This window comes from Nonlabens sp. YIK11 (genome assembly GCF_001413925.1).
Lineage (GTDB): Bacteria > Bacteroidota > Bacteroidia > Flavobacteriales > Flavobacteriaceae > Nonlabens.
The window spans coordinates 536,622-561,461 of sequence record NZ_LBMJ01000001.1; the positions used below are offsets into that span (position 1 = coordinate 536,622).

Consider the following 24,840-nt stretch of genomic DNA (forward strand, 5'->3'; position numbering starts at 1 on the left):
TTTAGAGTATAGAGTATGGACATCCATATTCTATACTCCATACTCTAACCTCATAAACTATGGCGAATCTTAAGGAAATACGTAATAGAATAACCTCAGTATCTTCAACGATGCAGATTACATCTGCTATGAAGATGGTGAGCGCAGCAAAGCTCAAAAAGGCACAGGATGCCATTACAGCAATGCGTCCTTATTCTGATAAGCTAACAGAGTTGCTTCAAAACCTGAGCGCTTCCATGGAAGGTGACGCTGGTAGCAAGTATGCAGAACAGCGTGAAGTAAAAAGAGCATTAGTGGTAGCCATTACCTCTAACCGTGGTCTTGCAGGAGCGTTCAACTCAAATATCATTAAGGAGTTGATCAGACTCAATAAGGAAGATTTGAAAGGAGTTGCTGTTTCTTATATGACTATTGGTAAAAAAGCCAATGACTTTGCTAAGAAAGGATCAACGATTCAATCCAACAAAAGTGATTTGTTTGACGACATTTCCTTTGATAAGGTTTCTGCCATCGCAGAAGAATTGATGGAGCTATTTGTTACTGGTGAGTTTGACAAAATTGTTTTGGTTTACAACAGTTTTAAAAACGCAGCCACACAGGTAGTCATGAGTGAAGATTTCCTGCCTTTGAAACCTCTTGATCAGGTGGAAGGTGAAGCGCCAGCAAATGCGACAGAATACATCTATGAGCCATCTAAGGAAGAAATCATAGAGCAGCTGATTCCTAAGTCTTTGAAAATGCAATTGTACAAAGGTGTACGTGATTCATGGGCCAGCGAGCACGGTGCGCGTATGACAGCCATGCACAAAGCGACCGACAACGCCACAGAATTGAGAGATCAATTGAAATTGACTTACAATAAAGCGCGTCAAGCCGCCATTACCAACGAGATTCTTGAAATCGTAGGTGGTGCCGAGGCTTTGAATAACTAAACTAAAATTTTCTTTTCATGCTGAACTCGTTTCAGCATCTGAATAAGAAAACAAATCAGCTTATTGGATCTCCATAAAAAACCTTCTAGAGTTCCTAGAAGGTTTTTTTGTGCATTAAAATTTGAAGTGTTTTCGCTTTCGCGAAAGCGAACTACCCCAAAGGCCTCACTTTCTTACCCAGAAAATAAGAAGTCATCAACATGAATAGTGCTACAACAGCGGTCCATTGCCCACCATCTGCAATGGTCAAATGGGCAATGGCTGCGAGTAGAATATCAAAGAATAATCCAGCATAAGCCCATTCCGTTAATGATCTATTTTTTCTAAAAAGAATCACCAAAACAGCGGCAACCTTTGCAAAGGCTAATGGATAAATGACCCAAGTGGGAAAACCCAGCTTCACAAACTCTGAAGAAACCTGAGCGTTTTTAAAAACATAAAATCCAGCGGAAGCTAATAGAATCAGGCTCACAAGTCCCGTGACGATCCAGTAGGCATATTTCATAATGGCAACCCTACTGGTACTTGCGCTCGATAAGCTCTAAAAACCGATTCTCAAAACTCTCCTTTCCTTCCCAGTTATTATAGTCTGGCTTGATCATGGTATGGATAAAGTTTTGAGCCTGATCAAAATTGTCAATGGTGTTCAACTGCGAGATCACTCTGTTGAAATCTTGGTTGTTCCCATTAAAAAGATGCTTCACAAAACCCATGCGATCGTTCACTCCTATCTTGAGTCCTGTGTTCAACTTTGAATTGAGGGATTGAGGCTTATCGCTTTCTTGAGAAGCAGACTTGCGCTCAAAAACCGGCATCGTTTGAAAATCTACGGTGAGCTGCTCAAGGTCGGTTTTGGAATGAGGACTAGGTTGTTTAGGCTTGGGCTCGATGAGCTCATCGTCTGGCATTTCAGTAACCATTTTGTTGATAGTCGCGATTCCCGGTAGGTCCATCTCTTCACGATCATCATCTTCTGGGACTTCTAGATCGTTCAAGCTGTTGGTAGTAAACGAGTCTCTGTAACGGTTAGGTAATTTGCCTGTAGCTCGGTAGTCTTCATTCTCAGATGGGTCTAGTTTTGGTGTTTGTGGAGCGCTTTCTGGCATTTCTGTAACCATTTTACTTATGGTAGAAATTCCAGGCAGGTCCATTTCTTCACGAGTATCTTCTTCTGGAACAAACAGGTCGCTCAAATCATTGGTAGAAAAGGTTTCGCGAGCTTGCTGTTGCGCTTCTTCCATCACTTGTTCCACATCGTCTGCCACATTTTTAACGTCTTGCTGTGCCTCTTCAAAGGCACGCTTGAGCTTGTCTTCTACCTCGCGGTTTCCTGCAGTAGGTTGTATGTCAGAAAAGTGCTTTTCAGTAAATACCAGCACTGTTAGTTTCTCGTATAATTCTTTGGCGATGGCTTGCAACTCCACTACATTTTCCTTGTCTTTGATCTGTAGTACACGATGTGCGAGGCTGGTAAGGTCTGCCGCTATTTTCTTTTTCATATTGGGTTTCTATGCCGTGTGTTTCTTTGTATTTTTGGAATCAAGGCAGGAACGATACGGCATCCTGCTAGAGCCTGTAAATTACAAAATGTTTCTAGAAAATACAGTTAATCATGAGGAGCAATTCGGCTGGATCGAGGTGATTTGCGGCTCCATGTTTTCTGGAAAAACAGAAGAATTGATTCGCAGGTTAAAACGCGCCAAATTTGCCAATCAAAAAGTTGAAATCTTCAAGCCCGCTATAGACGTGCGGTATGATGAAGAAAAAGTGGTCTCTCACGATTCCAATGAGATTCATTCCACTCCAGTTCCCGCGGCAGCAAACATACCATTGCTCGCTACCGGTTGCCAAGTAGTAGGAATAGATGAGGCACAATTTTTTGATGATGAGATCGTCGCCGTTTGCAACAACCTGGCAAATCGAGGCATACGCGTGATTGTGGCCGGCCTGGATATGGATTTTAAAGGCAATCCCTTTGGCCCTATGCCTGCGCTAATGGCTACGGCAGAGTATGTGACTAAGGTCCATGCCGTTTGCACTCGCACCGGTAATCTTGCACAATATAGCTACCGCAAATCAAGTGACGAGAGCGTTGTGGTTCTAGGTGAACATCAAGAATATGAACCCTTGAGCCGTGGCGCATATTACAAGGCCATGCTTTCTAGCAAGGTCAAGGATATTCCTGTCAAAGATGCACAGGAAATCAAAAACAAAACAGGATCCTAAATGGAATCAAAAGGCACCAGACTGGAAGTAGATCTGGCGGCGCTCGCCCATAATTTTCAGTATTTAAAATCAAAAATTCCCGCCGAAACTCTTTTTATGAGCGTGGTCAAGGCAAACGCCTACGGCCATGGTATCACAACCGTTGCCCGTAAACTTCAAGATTTGGGAACCGATTATTTTGCGGTTGCTTATGTAGAAGAAGGTGTTGAGATGCGTGATGCCGGCATTACAAAGCCTATTCTGGTGCTGCACGCGCAGGTACACACCTTGCAGCAATGCATTGATCGCTGTCTGGAGCCGGTGATTTATAGCGTTGAGATGCTGAAAGCTTTTATCGCTTTCGCGAAAGCGAGTTCCCAAAAATCCTATCCTATTCATTTAGAATTCAATACGGGACTTAATCGTATAGGAATAGATCCTGACGACCTTGATAAAGCGATTGCTATTGTCAAAGCTACCGATGTAATAAAAGTTCGCGGACTGCAATCCCATCTTGCCGCCAGTGAAGATTTGAGCGAGAAAGATTTTACCCTCAAACAAATCGAGACCTTTGAAGATCTGTGCCATAAAGTAGAGGATCAAATAGGTTATCAATGCCTGCGACATACCGATAATACTAGCGGTATTCTCAATTATGACCACTCACATTACAGTATGGTACGTTCTGGAATAGGCCTCTATGGTTACGGGAATGACCTCAAGTTTGACGCTCACTTGAAACCAGTGGCTTCCCTTAAATCCAACATTTCCCAGATCAGACATATCAAAAAAGGAGAAAGCGTAAGTTACAATCGCAGCCACAAAGCTTCTCAGGACATGGACTATGCCGTTATCGCATTAGGCCACGGCGATGGTATCAACCGTATTTATGGTTATGGTAAATCAAGCATGTTGGTCAATGGTCAATGGGCGCCTACGCTAGGAATTATTTGTATGGATATGTTTATGGTAGACGTCACTGGAGTGGATTGTAAGCCAGGTGACGAGGTCATTATTTTTGATCAAACCCATCCGGCAAGAGACATGGCAGAAAAAGCAGGAACCATTTCCTACGAACTTTTAACAGGAATACAAAAACGAGTTCCTAGAATTTATTTAAACGACTAATCGTCTGATTTTTAAACAAATTGATCGAAAGACGTTTTTTTTCCTGTTCCCTTTGATTCTTAAATTCCTGTTAATCTAGTAAGTTTACCGTTCAATATTTTAAATCTAACCATTATGCTTAAAGAGTTCAAAAACTTTATTATGACAGGAAATGTCATAGATCTAGCCGTTGCCGTATTGCTTGCTGGCGCGACCGCACTTGTCGTAAACGGATTTGTAAAGCTTATCATGATGCCTATCGTTGGGCACTTTACGGGTGGAACCGACTTTTCAGAATTCAAAGTAGTCCTAAGTGAAGCTGTGGTAGCTGCAGACGGTACTATTGAGGTGCCAGAAAACGCCATTCTTTATGGAGAATGGATCAATACAATCATCAACTTGATCATTGTAGGCTTTGTTTTATTTATGATCGTGAAGGCTTATAACAAAACCAAAAAGAAAGAAGAGCCAGCTCCTGAGGCACCAAAAGGTCCTACTCAAGAAGAATTGCTTATAGAAATAAGAGATGCCATCAAGGCGCAAAACTAATTCTGTAAATTGCTCAAAATTGATAAGCCGTTTCTATGATAGAAGCGGCTTTTTCTATTCTTAACTTTTGTAAGAGTTGGGTTTATAAATACTTGACGCTTACATTTGCTAACTTAAATTTTACGACAATGAAAATAGCTGTTGTGGGCGTTACCGGCATGGTAGGTCAAGTGATGCTCAAGGTTCTAGAAGAACGCAATCTTGAAATAACGGAATTGATTCCTGTAGCATCAGAGAAATCTGTAGGTACTGAAATTGTTTTTAAGGGCAAACCCTATAAGGTGGTGAGCATGCAGGATGCTATTGACATGAAACCAGCTATTGCATTATTTTCTGCTGGTGGTGGCGTGAGTCTAGAAAACGCTCCCAAATTTGCAGCAGTAGGTACGACCGTTATCGATAACTCCAGCGCATGGCGCATGGAAGCAGATAAGAAATTGGTTGTTCCTGAAATCAACGCAGACCAGCTTACCACAAACGACAAGATCATTGCAAACCCTAACTGTTCAACCATACAACTGGTAATGGCACTTGCGCCTTTGCACAAAAAGTATGGTATTAAAAGATTGGTGATATCTACCTATCAGTCTATTACGGGTACAGGTGTCAAAGCCGTGGAACAATTGGAAAATGAATACACCAATACTAAAGGTGCCATGGCATATCCATACCAGATCCACAGGAATGCACTACCGCATTGTGATGTTTTTGAAGAAAATGGATATACTAAAGAAGAACTCAAACTGGTACGAGAAACACAAAAGATTCTAGACGATAAAACCATTGCCGTGACAGCAACTGCAGTAAGAATACCAGTAGTTGGTGGTCATTCAGAATCTGTGAATGTAGAATTTCACAACGACTTTACAGAATCTGAAGTACGCGCCATCCTCGCAGATACTGACGGTGTTACTGTACAGGACAATACAGATGTCAACTTATATCCTATGCCACTCATGGCACACGGGAAAGATGACGTTTTTGTGGGACGAATAAGACGAGACCATTCTGCGCCTAACGCGCTCAATATGTGGATCGTTGCAGATAACCTGAGAAAAGGTGCTGCTACCAATGCTGTGCAGATAGCCGAGTATTTGATCAAAAACGAACTAGTAAGCGCCTAATTTTGAGTGCCACCGCTGGATTTTCTCTACATTTATCGTTCTAGAGAAATCCTTATGAATAAATTTTTACTTGCAAGCATTGCTGCTCTTTTCACTTGGAACCTGCAGGCACAGTTCTGGAGTGAAGTCGATTCTGACTTCCCAACAGAATCCACCGGTATTTCAAGATTTAGCATCGTTGATGAAAATGTGGCTTGGGGAATAGGCTACAACGGCATTAATCCAGAAAACAACATCCAGCAGTTCTCTAAAACTACAGATGCTGGTTCCACCTGGAACGCGGGTTCCATCGGCATAGGAAATACCAATTTGGGAATAGGTGACATTGCTGCCATCGATGGCCAAACCGCTTTTATAGCGGTCTATCCCAGAATCGCTGGACAAAATGGTGGTATCTGGAAAACGGAAGATGGCGGCGGTAGCTGGGCTAAAATAAGCCAGACAGAGTTTACCTCTAGTGGCAGTTTTCCCAATACGATCCATTTTTTTGATACAGATAATGGCGTTGTCACTGGCGATCCTGTAAATGGCAATTGGGAGATTTACACCACTGCAGATGGTGGGTCGACCTTTACACCAGTTCCGGCCGCCAATATTCCTGCACCGCAAACTAATGAAACCGGATATCTGGCACAAAACACCGCCAGCGGCGACTCCATATGGTTTACGACGAGTACAGGCCGGATATTTCACTCCACAAACCGTGGTTTGAACTGGAATGTGTATCAGTCGCCCATTAGTGATTTTGGCGGCAGTGAAGTTTCTGGAGACATCAGTTTTGCAGATGCTTCAAAAGGGATTCTACAAACCAATGCCGCAATTTTATACAGTACGACAAATGCAGGCCAGACTTGGACACAGATAGTGACCAGCGGCACGGGAACGCCTTACGGCGACAACATTGCCTACCTTCCATTCACTTCCTATATTGTGAGTGTAGGCTCTGATCCTAATTTTGCAGGTAGCTCCTACTCTGTTAACGATGGCGTGACTTGGGTGAATATTGACACTAAACAGCACGTGGACGTTGCCTTTTTGAATACTTCGGCAGGTTATAGTGGTGGTTTTACCAGTGATACAAATACGACTGGTGTTTTCAAATATGTTGGAGATGTACTTAGTGCTGGTGATGAGTTCGCTTTCGCGAAAGCGATATCCCTTTATCCCAACCCTACAAGAAATGAGCTTAACATCTCTGGTACAGACCGTGTTTTGAATCTGGAATTGTTTAATTTAAGCGGTCAAAGCCTCAAGGTTTTCCAGCCTTCTCACAGCTTATCGCTGGAAGGTTTGCCTACAGGCTTATATCTATTGAAAATCACGACACCACTGGGAATGCAATCAATACCAGTCCTTAAAAATTAATTATGAGATTTAATAACATCTATATGGCAGCTTTGGGTTTTGTGGCCCTAGCAGCTTGTAAGCAGGAAAACAATGAAGAAACGGCTATGGCAATGACCTATCCCGAAACTAAGAAAGTGGATACGACTGATGTGTATTTTGGCAATGAGGTAGCAGATCATTATCGCTGGTTGGAAGATGACCGTAGCGAGGAAACCGGTGAATGGGTCAAGGCACAAAATAAGGTCACACAGGATTATCTCTCACAAATTCCCTATCGCGACAAGATCAATAAGCGTCTTACTGAGTTGTGGAACTATGAGAAAATAGGCGCACCATTTATTGAAGGTGACTATGCCTATTATTATAAGAATGATGGTTTGCAAAACCAATCTGTTTTATACAGGTATGAAAAAGATGCAGACCCATCAACGGCGAGCGTTTTTCTTGATCCCAATAGTTTTGCAGCAGATGGTACCATATCATTGGGCGGCATGAGTTTTACTGAAAATGGCTCTAAACTTGCTTATGCCATCTCTACCGGCGGTAGTGACTGGCGCAAGATTATTGTGATGGATGCAGCAACTAAAGAAATTATAGGCGATACGATTCAGGATGTGAAGTTTTCTGGTCTTTCCTGGTATAAGGATGAAGGCATCTATTATTCCAGTTATGACAAGCCTAAAGGAAGTGAACTAAGCGCTATGACAGACCAGCACAAGCTGTATTACCATAAACTGGGAACCCCACAAAGTGAAGATAAAGTGATCTTTGGTGGTACTCCAGATCAAAAATACCGTTACATAGGTGGTAATGTTACAGACGATCAAAAGCTGCTGATTATTTCGGCAAGCACGAGTACAAATGGCGGTAAGCTGTTCATGAAACGTTTGGACCAGCCTAATGCGCCGCTGGTGACAATACTGGACAATTTTGATACAAACACTTATGTATTGCATAATGACGGTGATTTGCTATGGTTGGTAACTGACTACAATGCTCCCAACAAGCGCGTGGTCACGACGAATATCTCCAACCCAACTCCAGACAACTGGGTCGATTTGATTCCAGAAACAGATAATGTACTATCACCTTCTACCGGTGGCGGCTACATATTTGCAGAATATATGGTCGACGCGGTATCACAGATCAAGCAATTCAATCTGGACGGCACCTTAGTTCGCGATGTAGAGTTGCCTGGAGTAGGAAATGTAGGCGGTTTTGGTGCTAAGGATGAGGACAAGACTCTTTATTATTCCTTCACTAACTATGTGACACCTGGCAGCACTTACATCTATAATATAGAAAAAGGGACTTCAGAGTTATATCGCAAACCAGATATAAAATTCAACCCAGAAGAATATGAAAGCAAGCAGGTTTTCTATACTTCAAAGGACGGTACACAAATCCCTATGATCATCTCTTACAAAAAAGGAATGCAGAAGGATGGTACCAATCCTACCATTCTTTATGGCTATGGTGGCTTTAATATTTCACTCAATCCTGGTTTCTCTGTAACCCGAGCTGCATGGATGGAAATGGGCGGCATTTATGCCGTAGCCAACTTGCGTGGCGGTGGTGAATACGGTAAAAAATGGCACGATGCAGGTACTAAAATGCAAAAGCAAAATGTCTTTGATGACTTTATCGCTGCTGCAGAATACCTAAAAGCCGAAAAGTATACAAGCACAGAAAAGCTGGCCATTCAAGGTGGATCTAATGGTGGTTTGCTGGTCGGAGCAACTATGACGCAACGTCCGGACCTAGCTGCCGTTGCCATTCCACAAGTAGGTGTATTGGATATGTTACGCTATAATAAGTTCACCGCTGGTGCTGGTTGGGCTTATGACTATGGAACGGCAGAGGATAATACAGAAATGTTTAACTACCTTAAAGGCTACTCGCCTTTGCATAACGTTAAAGAAGGTACCCAGTACCCAGCAACCTTGATTACTACTGGTGATCATGACGATCGTGTGGTACCTGCACACTCCTTCAAGTTTGCGGCAGAGCTTCAAGCAAAACAAGCAGGCAACAACCCAACGCTAATACGCATTGAGACTGATGCTGGTCATGGCGCGGGAAAACCTACCAGTAAAATCATTGAAGAACAAACAGACATCTACGGTTTCACGCTCTACAACATGGGTTATAAGGAGTTACCACAACCTGTTGATGATGTAAAAATGTAAGAATAACAGATCACTTTTTATGAACCGCCTAGCCTCAATGCTTGGCGGTTTTTTTGTGGGGAAATTTCGCTTTCGCGAAAGCGAAAAAATCTTAAATAGGGTTTTAACAGCAACTATAGATCTGGAAGCAAGGCAAACAGCCATTTTGATTCTCCTAATATTTTATTAATTTGGATGATTTACAGCTATCCCTATGCCTGAAAAATTATCTCTACCATTGAAGGTCTTCCTTCTATTCCTCGCCAGTAGTCTACCAATGACCCTAGTGGGCCAAGATGCAAAAATAGAATCTCTCAAAAACGATATAAGAACCCATACGCAGGACAGCAAGGCGGTTCTAGCATATGCCGACCAACTTATCGAAATGAACGATAGCCTAGCTAAAACAGAAGGGTATCTCGCAAAAGGATCTGTTCTTTTGAGGTTTAGGGATTTTGAAAGGGCGATTTCTAACTACCAACTGGCCTTGTCGTGGTCACCTGAAGAACCGAAGTTATTGAAAGGTCGCTCGTATAACGGTCTCGCAATGGCTTATATGATGTCCAGGGATTTTGAAAAAACTCTTGAGTATGCCGCTCAGGCCGAAGCCTTTGGAAAAAAAATAAATGATGACCGCACCATAGTGGGTTCGTTGTCAAAAAAAGGTTCTGCGTTGCTTAATCTAGGTAGGTATGAAGAAGCCGTGGAAACTTATATCGAAGCTGCGCGCATAGAAGAAGGATTCTCACCCAATGGTCTAGAGAACACCTACCAAAGTATTGCAAAGGCATACGAGCGTTTACAAAGACCAGAAATGGTTTTAAAGTGGTATCACAAATCCCTGTCGGTAGCTCGGCAAAAATCAAATTCGCCATTTTTATATGGCCTTTCCTATAACCTTGCCAATTTCCATAAGAATATTGGTCGATTAGATAGCAGTCAGTACTATGTGGAGCAACTCATTGACGTGGATAATATTGACCCTTTGAGAAAAAAAGGAAGTTTACTTCTACTGGCAGACATCAATATAGAGCAGGGAAAACTTATTGAGGCCTCTAAAAGAATCGAAGAAGCGAGGCAGATCGATTGGCGTGGAAAAAAGGACCCAACAGCAATCAATACTCTCATGATTGAACAAAAGCTCTTTAGAGAAATGGGAGAATTTGAAAAAGCCGAAAAGATTCTGGATAACATGAAAACAGAATCAATTTCCCAGCCCGTTAGTACCCATTTACCACTATATCTTGAATATGTAGAGCTCTATCAATCTTGGGGGAAATATAAGCAGGCTTATGAGGTCTTTGAAACCTATACCCGAGCAAAAGATAGCCTAAAGGATTTAACGGATCTGGCCGTCATTCAAAACTCTCTAGATGCCTATGATCTTGAAAAAAAGGAGGCTTCCTTGAAGGAGACTATGGCTCAAAACGAGAGGTCGCGATATACGATAATTTGGCTTTCCATCATGGGAGCACTCATCATTATTGCCTTGTTGTTTGTCTATATGCGCTATCGTAAAAGCAAGAACAAAGCCTCACAATTAGAAGCACAAAACGCACAAATTAAGGCCTCGTTTAAAAAGTTACAGGAACAGCTCGCCAAGAAACAACAAGACGCTACAGCAGGAAGCATTCTTGTAAATTCTAAGCAAGTGGTAAAACTGGATCAACTGGAATATGTAAAAAGTGAAGGTCATTATCTTGACTATTTTGTATCAGATAATGAGAAGCCTATTACTGAAAGAAATACTTTAAAGGATAGGATCACAGAGCTGGAAACTAGTGGCTTCCTGCAGGTACATCGCTCCTTTGTCATCAATATTGAAAAAGTAAGATCTATTCAGTCTGGACTAGTCGTGATGGAAACTGGAAATCAGATTCCGCTATCGCGAACTTTTAAACAACGCCTTAAAGAAGAGCAGCATCCACTTTTTGCCTAGATAAGAAAGTAAATTTTTTATATAAGGATCTGTTTTCTAAGGTCCATAAACTCATAAAACATCATGTCATTCATGACGATAATGATGTCACTCACGACAAACCCCTTTATTTATAGGTAATTAGCACGTCTTTTTTTCATTTTTGAATTGACAATTAGTTTAAGGTCTCCATTCAAAAGTTTTGAAAATGACACAACTTTACCAATCAGATCATCTTATGATCCATTCGATAAACGAAATCCTCGTACAAGAATGGACTGATAAGCAATTGACTGTGGATCACTTTAAAAAAGAGCTGAGAAGCTTTCTTTGTCTGTTCAAAAAACTGAAACCGAAGGGTGTTTTATGGCTGCAAGAAAAGTTCACGCTGGATATTCCCAACGAATTGCATAATTGGATCGAGAGAGAAATTCTTGAACCCCAATACAAATACGGTCTACGCAGGCTTGCCTTTACCATTCCCAAGGATCAAGAGGCACATATCTCCATCATCGATTCCTTTAATAAGGTAAACAGCATCATGCAGCCCAGGTATTTCGTTTGCAGGGAAAAAGCCATGCGATTCCTGTTAGAAGGTAATTATCCCGAGGATAAAGAGAAGATCGCCTATGAAATCAATAGAACGATTGACGCCACCCAAATCACCTTAGAGGTGCATCACAGACAGTTGCCGCACGCCATTAGGCACCTGGATAAACTTAAAGAGCAGTTTCAGTTTAGGATAGAGCATTCAGAGAAGTTTGAGCAGTTGACCTTGAGGGAATTTGAAATCCTAAAGGCGATTTGCAGCGGCGAGGTGAACCGTGAGATCGCAGAGCGTCTCTTCTTATCAGAGTCCACTATAGCCACCCATAGGAAGTCCATCATTAAAAAGCTGGGCATCAAGTCCAGTAATGACTGGCATCAATTTGGCAGTGCTTTCTTGTAGGACAAGCTCTATGGGCAGTACCTTTGCTGGATGCTGCAACTAGTTGATATTGATTTCGCTTTCGCGAAAGCGAAAACCCTCAAAAACATCTCCCTACAGTTGGAGCAAGGTGCTGTTGTTGCCGTCATGGGCGAGAGCGGCTGCGGGAAAAGCACTCTACTCAATCTCATTTATGGGCTCTTGCAGCCTGATATTGGTAAAATCCTGTGGAATGGCAAAGAATTACTGGGTCCAGACCATCATCTCGTTCCCGGTCATCCCATGATGAAATACGTACCGCAAGAGTTTAACCTTATGCCCTATACCACGGTATTTGAGAACGTGGGCGAGCACCTTTCCATACAACTGGATGATCGTGGACAAACTATCCACAGACTTTTAGAGGTCGTTGAAATGGAAACCTATGCAGACCGTAAGGTCAAAACTCTTTCTGGTGGTCAAAAGCAACGTGTCGCCATTGCCAAAGCACTGGCGCAACAACCACAGCTACTATTGCTTGACGAACCCTTCAGCCACGTGGATAATTTTAGGAAAAACACTTTAAGACGCAGACTTTTCAAATACTTGAAGGAAGAAAAAATTAGTGCTCTTATCGCGACACATGATCGCGATGATGTGCTTTCATTTACTGATGAAACCATCATTATGAGAGCTGGTCACATCGTAGATCATCGATCTACCAGGGAAGTGTACCATAACCCAAAAGACGTTTACGGAGCTACTTTGTTTGATGATATCAACGTGTTGCCATCTGGTGTGATGTCAAATACAAAAGATCTTTTGTTATATCCATATCAATTAGAGATCGCAAATGCTGGATATGAAACCGTAGTGGTCAATTCCTATTTCAAAGGCGATTCTTATTTGATTGAATGCAAGTCTGCAGAGCGTACATTTTGGGTAAAATCACAGAAGGAGCTCTCCAATTCTTCAATAGTTTATTTAAAAATCAAGTAGTAAAATCATTTCAGGAACTGGATTCTACAGTTGGGTAGCTTAAAATTGAGCACAGTATAAAACCGCCGCATGTTTGTCACATCAAACCGACAACCATGAAAAAGCTACTACTATTTATACTTCTTATTTCAGCTGCTACGACTGCGCAAACAACAATTTCTGGGACCATTACGGATTCAAAGAAGCAGCCATTGATGGGCGTGAACGTCTATCTAGAAGGAACCTATGATGGAGCTATGTCTGATGTTGATGGGAATTTTACCTTCACGACTTCAGAAACTGAAATGGTGATTCTTCTCGCCAGTTTTGTAGGTTATGAGGAGTTTAGACGTGAGGCAGATGTTTCTACCTTAAACAAGGTGACCATTTCACTTAGGGAAAGCATGAATGAACTCAATACCGTTGTATTAAGTGCCGGTAGTTTTAGCGCTGGCGACAGTTCAAAAGCTAGCGCTCTAAAGCCTCTTGACATCGTCACAACCGCTGGTGCCGTTGGAGATGTTCTGGGCGCATTGCAAACATTACCGGGAACCACGGCAAATCCAGAAGATGGTCGCCTGTTCGTTCGAGGTGGCACCGCAGATGAAACTCAGATTTTCATTGACGGGAATCGAGTATTTAGTCCATACATTCCTACGACTGGAAATATACCTACACGAGGCAGGTTTTCGCCATTTTTATTTGATGGTATCACCTTTTCTACCGGTGGCTACAGCGCAGAATATGGAGACGCTTTGTCCTCTATTTTACTGCTCAACACCACCAATTTCCCAACCCAAGAAGAAACCGAAGTACAATTGATGAGTGTAGGCTTTGGTGGCGGTAATACTCAAATCTGGGATGACAATAGCTTGAGCGTCAATGCCACGTATATCAATCTAGCGCCTTACAACGATCTTGTACCACAAAACAATCAATTCATTGATCCATATCAAAGCTTCAATGGCGAGGCTGTTTATAGGCACAAAACAGATAAGGGTCTGTTTAAAGCCTACGGCGCCTTTTCATACAGTGATTTTAGCTTGATTCAAGAAGATATTGATATTGAGGATGGATTCTTCTTAGGGTTGCGCAACCGCAATTATTACGGCAATCTCAACTATAACGGCGAACTTTCACAAAGTTGGGATGTGCAGGCGGCCTTGAGTGTTTCAAGAGATCATACCGATTTGAACATTAAAACAACTACATTAGAAAATGCAGAAACTGCAGCTCATGCAAAGCTTAAACTTTCCAAGCGCTATAATAATTATTTCAAACTATTCTTTGGAGCAGAACAGTTTGCCATCCATAGTAATGAAAAAGTTTTATTTGAAAATCAACCTTTCCAGACAAGGATCAACCAATACAATACCGGTGCTTTTGCAGAAGCTGAAATCTTTGCGTCTAAAGAACTAGCTTTTAAAATAGGTGGTCGTGCTGATTATTTTAATACGACACAAAAAGCAACCCTATCACCTAGATTGAGTGCCGCTATAAGCTTGAGCGAGAGTTCGCAATTATCGGCAGCCTATGGGATGTTTCACCAGCAAATTGATAATAGTATTCTTCAATACGATTCTAGTTTAGAAACAGAAACAGCCCAACACTACATCCTTAATTTTCTGCACAAGAAAAACAATCGCATGCTACGTGCCGAGGCTTACTATAAAAAGTACGATCACCTATTGACCTACGACTCTGCCATGCCTAGCTTTGACAGCTCCTACTCCAACGACGGCAATGGATATGCAGCAGGCTTGGATCTTTTCTGGAGAGATGAGCAGTCCATTAAAAACTTAGAATACTGGATAAGCTATTCCTGTCTGGATACAGAGCGACTTTATCGCAATTATCCTGAAACCGCAACGCCTGCCTTTGCGACAGACCACAATTTGAGCATCGTGACAAAATACTGGATGGAAGATCTACAGTCACAAGTAGGGTTCACTTACAACTATTCCAGCGGTAGACCCTTTACAAATGCCAATGAGAACGGATTCCTAAACGACACGACAGCATCATTCCAAAGCCTAGATTTTAACTGGGCATACCTTATCGATGACCAAAAGATTCTTTACCTATCCATTAGTAATGTATTGGGTCGTGACAACGTCTTTGGGTATCAATACAGCAACACACCAGATGTTCAGGGTCAATTTGATAGACGCACGATAGGTCAGGCCGCAGACCGGTTCATTTTCGTGGGCTTCTTCTGGACTATTGGCGGTAAGGACAATCAGCTGGACAATTTGTAATACAGTTCAGATAGGTAAAATGACAGTTGGGTTTGTTTCGCTTTCGCGAAAGCGAAATTACCTAGACATTTGAACTAAACCTATAACAATCAAAGCATTATGAAGACTATAGCCACTACTCTATTATTACTATTCACAGCATTAATCATGGCACAGACACCCTATGAAAAAGCGATGGGCAACGCCCTAGAACTACTAAAAACGGACAATAAGGCGGCAGCTCAACAATTTGAACGCATCTCAAAAGCCGAAAAGGAGAACTGGTTGCCTGCCTATTATGTCGCTCTGGCAAACATCAATAGCTCCTGGGGACAATACGGTCCAGAAGAAACGCTCGCAACCATGAAACACGCTCAAGAATACATCACCCTAACCGATCAATTATCTCCCAACAATCCAGAGGTTATGGTGCTTCAAGGACTGCTCAATACGTGCTGGATCAACTATGATGGATCTATTTATGGAATGAAGCTTTCTGCAGCCACGAGCGCCCTCTATGAAAAGGCCTATGCCATGGCGCCAGACAATCCAAGAGTAGTGAGCAATCGTGCACAGTGGTTGATGGGCAGTGCCCGTTATTTTAATAAGGATGTAACGCCCTATTGCAGTGGCCTAGAAAAAGCTGTTGCTCTATTTAAAAAAGAAACTGTAACTGGATTTGAACCTTCTTGGGGACTCAAGGGCACCATCGACGCGCAAAAGGATTGTCAATAATCCCAAAAACAAAAGCGCCACATGAATCATGTGGCGCTTACTTATTTCTGTATAGATTGTTAGTCCTCTAACGGCTTCATGACAAATGTGTCCATGAATGCAGTGGTGTAATCACCTTTTACATAAGCAGGCTCATCCATCAATTGTCTGTGAAATGGAATGGTCGTTTTCACACCTTCTATCACAAACTCATCTAGGGCGCGCTTCATTTTATCAATCGCCTCTTGACGTGTACGTGCAGTTGTAATCAACTTAGCAATCATACTATCATAGTTAGGCGGAATGGAATAGCCCGCGTAAACGTGAGTGTCCAATCGTACTCCATGACCACCAGGCGCATGAAGTGTGGTGATTTTACCTGGAGATGGTCTAAAGCCATTATATGGATCCTCTGCATTTATACGACATTCAATCGAGTGCAATGCAGGCTCATAATTCTTACCAGAGATTTTGACGCCGCTAGCCACTAAAATTTGCTCGCGTATCAAGTCAAAATCGATCACTTGTTCCGTAATAGGGTGCTCTACCTGGATACGGGTATTCATTTCCATAAAGTAGAAGTTGCGGTGTTTATCCACAAGAAACTCAACGGTTCCAGCACCTTCATATGCGATATATTCCGCGGCGCGGACTGCTGCTTCTCCCATGTCCTTACGCAACTTTTTAGTCATGAAAGGCGATGGTACTTCTTCAGTCAGCTTCTGGTGACGTCGTTGAACACTACAGTCGCGTTCACTCAAGTGACATGCCTTACCAAAGCTGTCTCCCACGATTTGGATCTCGATATGTCGTGGCTCTTCAATGAGTTTTTCCATGTACATGTCATCATTGCCAAACGCGGCCTTACTTTCCTGGCGTGCACTTTCCCATGCGGCTTGCAGTTTATCTTCTGACCAGACCGCTCTCATCCCTTTACCACCGCCACCGGCAGTAGCTTTGAGCATGACAGGATAACCTGTTTCAAGTGCGATTTTCTTACAGGTCTCAAAGTCTGGAATGATACCTTCAGATCCTGGTACGCAAGGTACTCCAGCAGCCTTCATGGTAGCTTTGGCAGTTGCCTTATCTCCCATTTTGGCGATCATGTCTGGACTCGCGCCTATGAATTTGATTTTATGCTCATCGCAAATGCGAGAAAAATCTGCATTTTCTGACAAGAAACCGTATCCTGGATGTATCGCGTCTGCATTTGTAATCTCTGCAGCGCTTATAATGTTGGACATCTTAAGATAGGATAGGTTGCTGGGTGGTGGTCCAATACAAACGGCCTCGTCTGCAAATTTTACGTGGAGACTGTCAGCATCTGCCGTAGAATAAACCGCTACGGTCTTGATACCCATTTCTTTACAGGTACGTATAACACGTAATGCGATCTCACCACGATTTGCAATCAATATTTTTTTAAACATAATGTTTGTTTTTAGTGAGTGTGTTTATGGAGATATCGCTTTCGCGAAAGCGTCATCACCACAACATTTACAATCTAGTCTAGCTGTAGAACTAGGATGGGTCTACTAAAAATAATGGCTGGTCAAATTCTACTGGCGACATATCGTCGATAAGAACTTTGACGATCGTTCCCGATACCTCACTTTCAATCTCGTTGAAGAGTTTCATGGCCTCGATGATACACAAGGTGTCACCAACCTTAACGCTATCGCCTACCTCAACAAAAGTATCCTTTTCTGGAGAAGGTTTTCTATAGAACGTTCCTATGATAGGAGATTTGACGGTAATATACTTGTCATCACTTGATGCAGATGCAGCTGGTGCGGCGCTCTCGTTAGACGCTGCTGGAGCAGCTGGAGCTGCGGCTGGTGCTGGAGCGGCCTGCTGTGCCATGGGCTGTTGCATGTAGGTGATGTTAGGCTCGTCAGATCCTGTTTTGATGGTGATCTTGATGTCATCCATTTCTAGCTTGACCTCACTGGCGCCTGACTTTGCCACAAATTTGATTAGATTCTGTATTTCCTTAAGTTCCATAGTTAATGGTTATTATTAATTAGTATTATAGGCCCATTTCAAGAGAATGGATCCCCAAGTAAAACCACCACCAAAGGCAGCAAATACAAGGTTATCTCCTTTTTTGAGTTGTTTTTCGTAATCGTTTAGACAAAGTGGTAAGGTGGCACTGGTCGTATTCCCATATTTATGGATGTTCACCATTACCTGTTCTTCTGGAAGCTGTACACGTCTGGCCGTGGCATCTATGATGCGCTTATTTGCTTGATGAGGTACAAGCCAGTCAATATCATTATTAGTAAGGTTGTTTCTTTTTACAATCTGTTCAGACACATCTGCCATATTAGAAACAGCGTGTTTGAAAACATTCTTACCATCTTGGTACACAAAGTGTTGGTTGTTCTTTACCGTATCCAGGCTTGCAGGCATTAGTGAGCCACCGGCCTCGATACGCAAGAAATCCCTACCGCTACCGTCTGTACGTAAGATCTCATCTTGAAGCCCATATCCTTCCTCATTGGGTTCAAAAAGAACCGCGCCACCTGCATCTCCAAAAATGATACACGTGGCGCGGTCTTTATAGTCGATGATGCTGGACATTTTGTCTGCACCAATCAATAACACCTTTTTATATCGCCCAGATTGAATGTAAGCTGCGGCATTGCTCATACCGTATAGGAAACTGGAGCAGGCAGCCATCAAGTCGTAGGAAAAAGCATTGATAGCACCTATTTCTGTAGCTACATAAGCCGCCGTTGATGCCACTGGCATATCTGGAGTCGCGGTTGCAACTATCACCAAGTCTATGGTGGAAGGATCTGTGTTAGATTTTCCTAAAAGATCCTGTGCTGCTTTAATAGCGAGAAATGAAGATCCTTTATCTGGATCTTTGAGTATGCGACGTTCTTTAATACCGGTGCGAGTGGTGATCCACTCATCATTGGTATCTACCATGGTTTCCAGGATGGAATTGGTAAGTCTATATTCAGGGACATAAGCGCCTACGGCAGTTATGGCCGCTTTCATATCTATCATACCTTAATTACTAGAAGGATTACTTCAACTTTGAAAGCTACTAAAAAACAAGAAAAAATGACACATTTTCTCGTAAAAACGTGTCATTTTTTATCAAATTCGATATAAAACTGCTAGAAAGCAGTGTTATCTAAGGTTTTATGTTATGCCTCGGCAACCTCAGTTTTGTCTATAAGGACATTACCTCTATAGTACAATTTACCTTCATGCCAGTGAGCACGGTGGTATAAGTGAGCCTCACCAGTTGTGCTATCAGTTGCGATTTGTGGAACTGATGCTTTGTAGTGCGTTCTTCTTTTGTCTCTTCTCGTTTTCGAGATTTTTCTCTTAGGATGCGCCATGGCTATTAATTATTATCCGTTTTTAATTTTTTTAATGCGTCCCATCTGGGATCAATGTCAATTCCTTCTTCTGACTCGTCTGGATTTGACAGTTTTAATTCTTCTAATTTTTCCAAAACATCTGATTCTAAAGAACCATCTTCCAGTCCTGGATGTGTTTTTTTAAGTGGTATGGATAAAACAACCATTTCATAAAGGTATTGAGCCACGTTCAACTCATATTCCCCATGAGGTAAGATCAAAATATCCTCATTGTCATCATTGAAGCGCTCTCCAAATTTTACCACAATGTCCATTGTGGCTTCGACAGGCATATCAAAAGGCTCATTGGTAACATCGCAGTTGACATTAACGCTACCTGAACCTACTAAATGAAGGTCCATGAGTGTTGATCTTTTATCCAATTCTACATCAGCAATTACTGCAGCAGAATTAAACTCATCGTATCCAAAACTTTCAAAAAACTCATTATCAAGCTCAAAGGAAAACTCATGTTTACCTTGCTTAAGTCCAGCAAAGGCGATTTTGAATTCTTTGAGTTCCATAATATTCTCTTTTCAAAGAGCGGGCAAAGATAATAAAAGTTATTAAAAAAGCCCTGTTAATATTCTCTGCGTTTTCTAGAGCTAGATTTTAATGGATTTGAGGTCAGTTTGTCATAGCTCATTCTGTTGCGGTATATCGCAACCGCAGCATGTATCGCAGCGATCATAGAACTAGGTTTTGCTTCATTTTTTCCAGCAATATCAAACCCAGTACCATGATCTGGGCTGGTTCTAACATGGCTCAAACCAGCAGTGTAATTAACTCCAGATCCAAAGCTCAAGGTCTTAAAAGGCACCAAGCCTTGGTCGTGGTAACTTGCTAAAATAGCGTCGAAGTTTTTATAGTTGCCGCTGCCAAAAAAGGCATCTGCAGCATATGGGCCAAAAATAATATTACCATCTTCCCTCAATTCTTCCAGCGCAGGAATCAGTTTTTCTTGATCGTCCCTTCCAATGACACCATTATCACCCACATGTGGATTAATTCCCAAAACCGCAATTTTTGGTTTTGTAATACCGAAATCTCTCTTCAACGATTTTTTAATCGTTCCGATTTTGGATTTTATAAGCTTACCCGTTATTTGGTTAGCTACTTCACTGATGGGAACATGGTCTGTGATCAATCCTACACGCAGGCTCTCAGAAATCATAAACATCAAGCTCTCGCCTTCCAGTTCTTGATTCAAAAAATCTGTATGTCCAGGAAATTTAAAGTCATCTGACTGAATAGCTTCTTTATGTATCGGTGCAGTGACCAAGACATTGATTTGATTCTCCTTTAAGGCTTCAACCGCAGCTCGCAGACTTTTAATGGCAACCTCGCCAGCCTTTGGGCTAACGGTTCCCCATTCAACACTAAAATCATCTTCCAGCAATCTTACCACATTGATTTTACCTAGAACAACATCATCCAAAGATTTAATACCGTGAATCTTGTTAGACAAATCAAATTCTTTAAGGTAAAAAGAGAAGAGTCTGGTACTTGCAAAAATGACAGGTGTGTATAGTTCAAGCATCATAGGATCCTCAAATGCTTTTAATATAATCTCACCGCCTATTCCATTGGGGTCACCAATACTAATACCTACCTTAATGTTCTTTTGCTTTGCCATGAAGTGAGCGCTTTTCGCTGTATTTTTGAAAGTCTAAAAATAACGGTTTTCAACTACTTATGTTCACAGGAATCATAGAGTCTACTTCAAAAATTATACAGATTGATCAAGATCAGTCTAACGTGCATTTCACGCTTGAAAATGACCTCGCGTCAGAATTGAAAGTTGACCAAAGTGTCAGTCATGATGGTGTCTGCCTAACTGTTGTGGAATTGTCGGGCAAGCAATATAAGGTAACAGCGATCAATGAAACCTTGAAAAAAACCAATTTAGGCGCTTGGAAGGTTGGTGATCTGGTGAATATGGAAAGAGCCATGCTTATGAATGCCCGGCTTGATGGTCATATCGTGCAGGGTCATGTCGACCAAATAGCTACCTGCATTGAAAAAAGTGAAGAAAATGGTTCGTGGATTTTCTCATTTGAGTATGATCCTAGTTCAAATAATGTCACTATTGAGAAAGGCAGTATTTGTATCAACGGTGTTAGCTTAACCGTTGTTAACTCAAGAGAGTCTTCGTTTTCCGTAGCCATCATTCCTTACACCTATGAACATACCGGCTTTAAACGATTAGAGGTAAGAGATACGGTGAATTTAGAATTTGATGTTATAGGTAAATATGTCAAGAGGTTGATGTCTCTTTAATTTCCTTTGAAATCTTTTACCCTGCCGGAGTAAAGATGCCAAACTCCAATACAAATAGCGAGTAATACTAATACCAAAATAGACTCATCAATTGGAACAGGATCACCTACTGGTGGGGCTGGACCTCCCATTTTAGGCACCGGCGGAGAATCTGCAGAACCTTGCAGCACCAAAGCTGTGGTGAAGATGTAGAGTTGTATTAGCATTGATTATTAACTAGTAGCAAAAATAGGGGGTTCTGATAGTTAAATACGTAAAAACGGTCTTTTTAGTTCTTATATCGTTTTTTTCATGCTATACGTCGTATAAGTTAACTTATGTTATTAACAATTTACGAACATTCGCGTTTGAACGGCAAATTAACAAATAATGTGAAACCCCAAAACGCAAAAAACCTCGAAATATTACATTTCGAGGTTTATCTTACAAATTGAGACGTTATCTACATTTTAGAAGCTAGAATCAAGGCATTGTAAAGGTTTGCCATTTTTCCAGAAACAGTAATCTCATCAAAGCCTTTTTTACTCTCGTCACCTAAAACTACATCAATACTGGTTGTCAAACCGCTGTCCAAAATGACTTGCTTAGTCTGTGCCGCTGTTAATTTTGGGAACTGAGATCTTATCACCGCCGCCACTCCTGCTACTGCTGGTGAGGCCATACTAGTACCACCTGCATTTCTGTACTCGTTTAATGGTGCCGTAGAATATATAGCGACGCCTGGAGCGAAGATGTCAACAGAAGATCTTCCATAGTTGGAGAAGTTAGCAACCATCTTTGGACCGTAAGTAGGTGCAAGTGCGCCAACGGTCAAGAAGTTATCAGAAATGTTGGCTCCTGTTCCTTCTTGGTCTTGTGGGTATACCTGAGTGAAATCCGTATCTATAGACTCATTACCGGCTGCATTTACAATAAGCACATCCTTGCTTGCGGCATATTTTATCGCATCCCATACCCATTCTGGATTAGGAGAATGATACTTTCCAAAGCTTGTATTAATGACTTTAGCGCCATTGTCTGCTGCATAGCGTATTGCTTTAGCAACATCCTTGTCGTACTCATCTGCTTGAGAAACGGCTCTCAATACCATAATCTGTGCATTGTTGGCGACGCCATTAACGCCTAAGCCATTATTACGCTCTGCCGCAACGATACCTGCAACGTGAGTCCCATGAAAAGCATCGGCTTTTTTAGGATCTGGTCCAGAATATTCATTATTACCATAAACACCCGTATCCCAAACATAAGGGTCATCACCTAATATATCTCTACGATAATTGGTTTTAAGCTTATCACCGTTCATAAGACTTGTAGCGCTGTTGATCAATTTAGTCAACTCTTCTTTAGCTTGGTCTGCAGATTCTAGTCCTTGCGCCATATAGGCTTTCAAGGTAGCAGCTGCCTGCTGCACTTGAGGATCATCAGATTTGGCAGCCTTTTCTATATCCTCGTTGGTATAGTCATCTTTACCAGAGAATTTCTCAAGCGTTGCATCAACCTGATTGATTTGCTGTAGGATTTGCTCATAAACCATTTTGGTCTGGCTCGCCTCGGCAACCTTCTCATCGTATTCAGCTTGAGCTTTTGCAACGATATCTGCAGGTAATTTTGCCTTGTCTCTTACGATTCTCTCGTACTCAAGGTTTTCATCCACGATGTCTCCCAAAAAGTTCCAGCCGTGAATGTCATCCACATAACCATTCTTGTCATCGTCAATGCCGTTTCCAGGGATTTCATCCTCATTAGTCCAGATAACACCATCCAGATCTTCATGCTCAATGTCTACACCAGAGTCAATAATGGCTACAATAACAGGCTCACCTTTACGCACTACTGTTTTACCGTTTACGGTAGTAGTCAACAGTTCATTATAAGCTCTATCAACAGACATTCCAGGAACAGTGTCCATGGCAAGATCCAGATCCTTCCAGTTTTTTGCCTCAGCTTCAGAAAGCTCTCCAACTTTTAGTGGTCGTTGATCTATATTTTCAATAGGTGGTGAAGCAATATTCAAGCTGCTACCTCCACAACCAGCAAGTGTACTAGCTGCTACTACGGCAAGAAAAGTGTATTTAAAAAAGTTTTTATTCATTAGTATAGGATTAAATTAATTGTCAAATAATTCTTTGAAGGTAAAGACTTTATCCAGTCGCACACCTTTATCAGTATGTTTTACAGTGATAATTTCATGAAAAGGATCGTGTTCCAGGATCAAATAGTAGTTATGTGTAGCTGCTCTGTCCAGGAATTTTGCCTTTTCATCAAGAGTTAACAATGGTCTTGTATCATAGCCCATTACATATGGTAAAGGAATATGACCTGCGGTAGGCAAAAGGTCTGCCATATAAACAAGGGTTTTACCGTCAACTTCCAGGTGTGGGATCATCATCTTTTCAGTGTGACCATCCACAAACAAAATGCCAAAATCCATCTCATCACGCTCTTGAAATTCTGAGGTTTGGTCTATAAAATGGAGCTGGCCACTTTCTTCAATGGGTAGAATATTTTCTTTAAGGAAGCTTGCTTTTTCTCTTTCGTTAGGTTCTGTAGCCCATTTCCAGTGGTTGTGGTTGGTGTGGAATTTCGCTTTCGCGAAAGCGGGCTCATAAATCTTCTTTTCCTTATTATAAACTATTGCACCACCAGAATGATCAAAATGTAGATGAGTAAGGAACACGTCTGTGATATCATCCCTAGAAAAACCTAATTTGTTGAGGGAGCTATCCAGATCATATTTATGATCCATGTAATAGTAGCCGAAGAACTTTTCAGACTGTTTATTACCCATTCCCGTATCCAGCAGCGTGAGTCTGTCGCCATTCTCAATCAACAGGCAGCGCGCCGCCATATCGATCATGTTGTTGGAGTCTGCCGGGTTAGTGCGAGACCATAAAGACTTAGGCACCACGCCAAACATAGCACCGCCATCCAATTTGAAATTTCCAGCTTCTACAGGATATATTTTCATATACCTGCAAAATACAAAATAGGTCA

Annotated in this window: 24 protein-coding genes; 13 read left to right on the forward strand and 11 right to left on the reverse strand. The window is 41.8% G+C overall.

Annotated elements, in window-relative coordinates:
- The first annotated feature begins 59 nt into the window (after positions 1-59).
- Positions 60-932, forward strand: coding sequence for an ATP synthase F1 subunit gamma (gene atpG, locus AAU57_RS02465; RefSeq protein WP_055411416.1), 873 nt, complete (start codon positions 60-62; stop codon positions 930-932).
- 151 nt (positions 933-1,083) lie between these two features.
- Here atpG and AAU57_RS02470 read toward each other — a convergent pair whose 3' ends face one another.
- On the reverse strand, positions 1,084-1,437 hold the full coding sequence (locus AAU57_RS02470) for a DoxX family protein (protein WP_055411417.1): 354 nt from the start codon (positions 1,435-1,437) through the stop codon (positions 1,084-1,086).
- 10 nt (positions 1,438-1,447) lie between these two features.
- Entirely contained in the window at positions 1,448-2,431 is a 984-nt protein-coding gene (locus tag AAU57_RS02475) for a hypothetical protein (RefSeq protein WP_055411418.1), read from the reverse strand.
- Positions 2,432-2,519: 88 nt separating this feature from the next.
- Between AAU57_RS02475 and AAU57_RS02480 the strand changes: the two genes are divergently transcribed.
- The 11 genes from AAU57_RS02480 to AAU57_RS02530 all read left to right on the forward strand — a co-directional run bounded on the left by AAU57_RS02480 (position 2,520) and on the right by AAU57_RS02530 (position 16,207).
- Entirely contained in the window at positions 2,520-3,158 is a 639-nt protein-coding gene (locus tag AAU57_RS02480) for a thymidine kinase (RefSeq protein WP_055413644.1), read from the forward strand.
- Positions 3,159-4,265, forward strand: a complete 1,107-nt coding sequence (alr, locus tag AAU57_RS02485; RefSeq protein WP_055411419.1) for an alanine racemase — start codon at positions 3,159-3,161, stop codon at positions 4,263-4,265.
- Between the two features lie 114 nt (positions 4,266-4,379).
- Complete coding sequence (mscL, locus tag AAU57_RS02490; protein WP_055411420.1) at positions 4,380-4,793, forward strand: large conductance mechanosensitive channel protein MscL; 414 nt, start codon at positions 4,380-4,382, stop codon at positions 4,791-4,793.
- A gap of 128 nt (positions 4,794-4,921) precedes the next feature.
- Complete coding sequence (locus AAU57_RS02495) at positions 4,922-5,917, forward strand: aspartate-semialdehyde dehydrogenase (protein WP_055411421.1); 996 nt, start codon at positions 4,922-4,924, stop codon at positions 5,915-5,917.
- 54 nt (positions 5,918-5,971) lie between these two features.
- Positions 5,972-7,282 (forward strand): T9SS type A sorting domain-containing protein, encoded by a 1,311-nt coding sequence (locus tag AAU57_RS02500; protein WP_055411422.1) that lies wholly within the window; start codon positions 5,972-5,974, stop codon positions 7,280-7,282.
- A gap of 2 nt (positions 7,283-7,284) precedes the next feature.
- Positions 7,285-9,453, forward strand: coding sequence for a prolyl oligopeptidase family serine peptidase (locus AAU57_RS02505; RefSeq protein ID WP_055411423.1), 2,169 nt, complete (start codon positions 7,285-7,287; stop codon positions 9,451-9,453).
- A gap of 193 nt (positions 9,454-9,646) precedes the next feature.
- A complete protein-coding gene (locus AAU57_RS02510) occupies positions 9,647-11,371 on the forward strand; it encodes a LytTR family transcriptional regulator DNA-binding domain-containing protein (RefSeq protein WP_055411424.1) in 1,725 nt (574 codons plus the stop codon).
- A 217-nt stretch (positions 11,372-11,588) separates the two neighbouring features.
- A complete protein-coding gene (locus AAU57_RS02515) occupies positions 11,589-12,299 on the forward strand; it encodes a response regulator transcription factor (RefSeq protein WP_197275382.1) in 711 nt (236 codons plus the stop codon).
- A 30-nt stretch (positions 12,300-12,329) separates the two neighbouring features.
- The gene (locus AAU57_RS02520) at positions 12,330-13,256 is read left to right on the forward strand and encodes an ABC transporter ATP-binding protein (protein ID WP_055411426.1); all 927 of its coding nucleotides are present in this window, start codon (positions 12,330-12,332) and stop codon (positions 13,254-13,256) included.
- A gap of 95 nt (positions 13,257-13,351) precedes the next feature.
- Positions 13,352-15,493, forward strand: coding sequence for a TonB-dependent receptor (locus AAU57_RS02525; RefSeq protein WP_055411427.1), 2,142 nt, complete (start codon positions 13,352-13,354; stop codon positions 15,491-15,493).
- A 99-nt stretch (positions 15,494-15,592) separates the two neighbouring features.
- Complete coding sequence (locus tag AAU57_RS02530) at positions 15,593-16,207, forward strand: hypothetical protein (RefSeq protein ID WP_055411428.1); 615 nt, start codon at positions 15,593-15,595, stop codon at positions 16,205-16,207.
- Positions 16,208-16,266: 59 nt separating this feature from the next.
- On the opposite strand, the gene accC is transcribed toward AAU57_RS02530, so the two are convergent.
- From accC to pdxA, 6 genes are all read right to left on the reverse strand, one after another.
- Positions 16,267-17,616, reverse strand: a complete 1,350-nt coding sequence (gene accC / locus AAU57_RS02535) for an acetyl-CoA carboxylase biotin carboxylase subunit (RefSeq protein ID WP_055411429.1) — start codon at positions 17,614-17,616, stop codon at positions 16,267-16,269.
- 91 nt (positions 17,617-17,707) lie between these two features.
- Positions 17,708-18,190: an acetyl-CoA carboxylase biotin carboxyl carrier protein gene (accB, locus tag AAU57_RS02540; RefSeq protein WP_055411430.1), complete on the reverse strand. Its 483-nt coding sequence runs from the start codon at positions 18,188-18,190 to the stop codon at positions 17,708-17,710.
- 15 nt (positions 18,191-18,205) lie between these two features.
- Positions 18,206-19,204, reverse strand: coding sequence for a beta-ketoacyl-ACP synthase III (locus AAU57_RS02545; protein ID WP_055411431.1), 999 nt, complete (start codon positions 19,202-19,204; stop codon positions 18,206-18,208).
- A gap of 143 nt (positions 19,205-19,347) precedes the next feature.
- On the reverse strand, positions 19,348-19,545 hold the full coding sequence (rpmF, locus tag AAU57_RS14765; protein ID WP_015361852.1) for a 50S ribosomal protein L32: 198 nt from the start codon (positions 19,543-19,545) through the stop codon (positions 19,348-19,350).
- Positions 19,546-19,550: 5 nt separating this feature from the next.
- On the reverse strand, positions 19,551-20,090 hold the full coding sequence (locus AAU57_RS02550) for a YceD family protein (protein ID WP_055411432.1): 540 nt from the start codon (positions 20,088-20,090) through the stop codon (positions 19,551-19,553).
- A gap of 56 nt (positions 20,091-20,146) precedes the next feature.
- Positions 20,147-21,202, reverse strand: coding sequence for a 4-hydroxythreonine-4-phosphate dehydrogenase PdxA (pdxA, locus tag AAU57_RS02555; protein ID WP_055411433.1), 1,056 nt, complete (start codon positions 21,200-21,202; stop codon positions 20,147-20,149).
- A gap of 59 nt (positions 21,203-21,261) precedes the next feature.
- Here pdxA and AAU57_RS02560 point away from each other — a divergent pair, with 59 nt between their 5' ends.
- Entirely contained in the window at positions 21,262-21,846 is a 585-nt protein-coding gene (locus tag AAU57_RS02560) for a riboflavin synthase (protein ID WP_055411434.1), read from the forward strand.
- On the opposite strand, the gene AAU57_RS02565 is transcribed toward AAU57_RS02560, so the two are convergent.
- The 3 genes from AAU57_RS02565 to AAU57_RS02575 form a co-directional block, all read right to left on the reverse strand.
- The gene (locus tag AAU57_RS02565; RefSeq protein ID WP_055411435.1) at positions 21,843-22,052 is read right to left on the reverse strand and encodes a hypothetical protein; all 210 of its coding nucleotides are present in this window, start codon (positions 22,050-22,052) and stop codon (positions 21,843-21,845) included. The genes AAU57_RS02560 and AAU57_RS02565 overlap by 4 nt on opposite strands.
- Before the next feature lie 236 nt (positions 22,053-22,288).
- Positions 22,289-23,938 (reverse strand): S8 family peptidase, encoded by a 1,650-nt coding sequence (locus AAU57_RS02570; RefSeq protein WP_055411436.1) that lies wholly within the window; start codon positions 23,936-23,938, stop codon positions 22,289-22,291.
- A 15-nt stretch (positions 23,939-23,953) separates the two neighbouring features.
- Positions 23,954-24,814: an MBL fold metallo-hydrolase gene (locus AAU57_RS02575; protein ID WP_055411437.1), complete on the reverse strand. Its 861-nt coding sequence runs from the start codon at positions 24,812-24,814 to the stop codon at positions 23,954-23,956.
- Between the last annotated feature and the right edge of the window lie 26 nt (positions 24,815-24,840).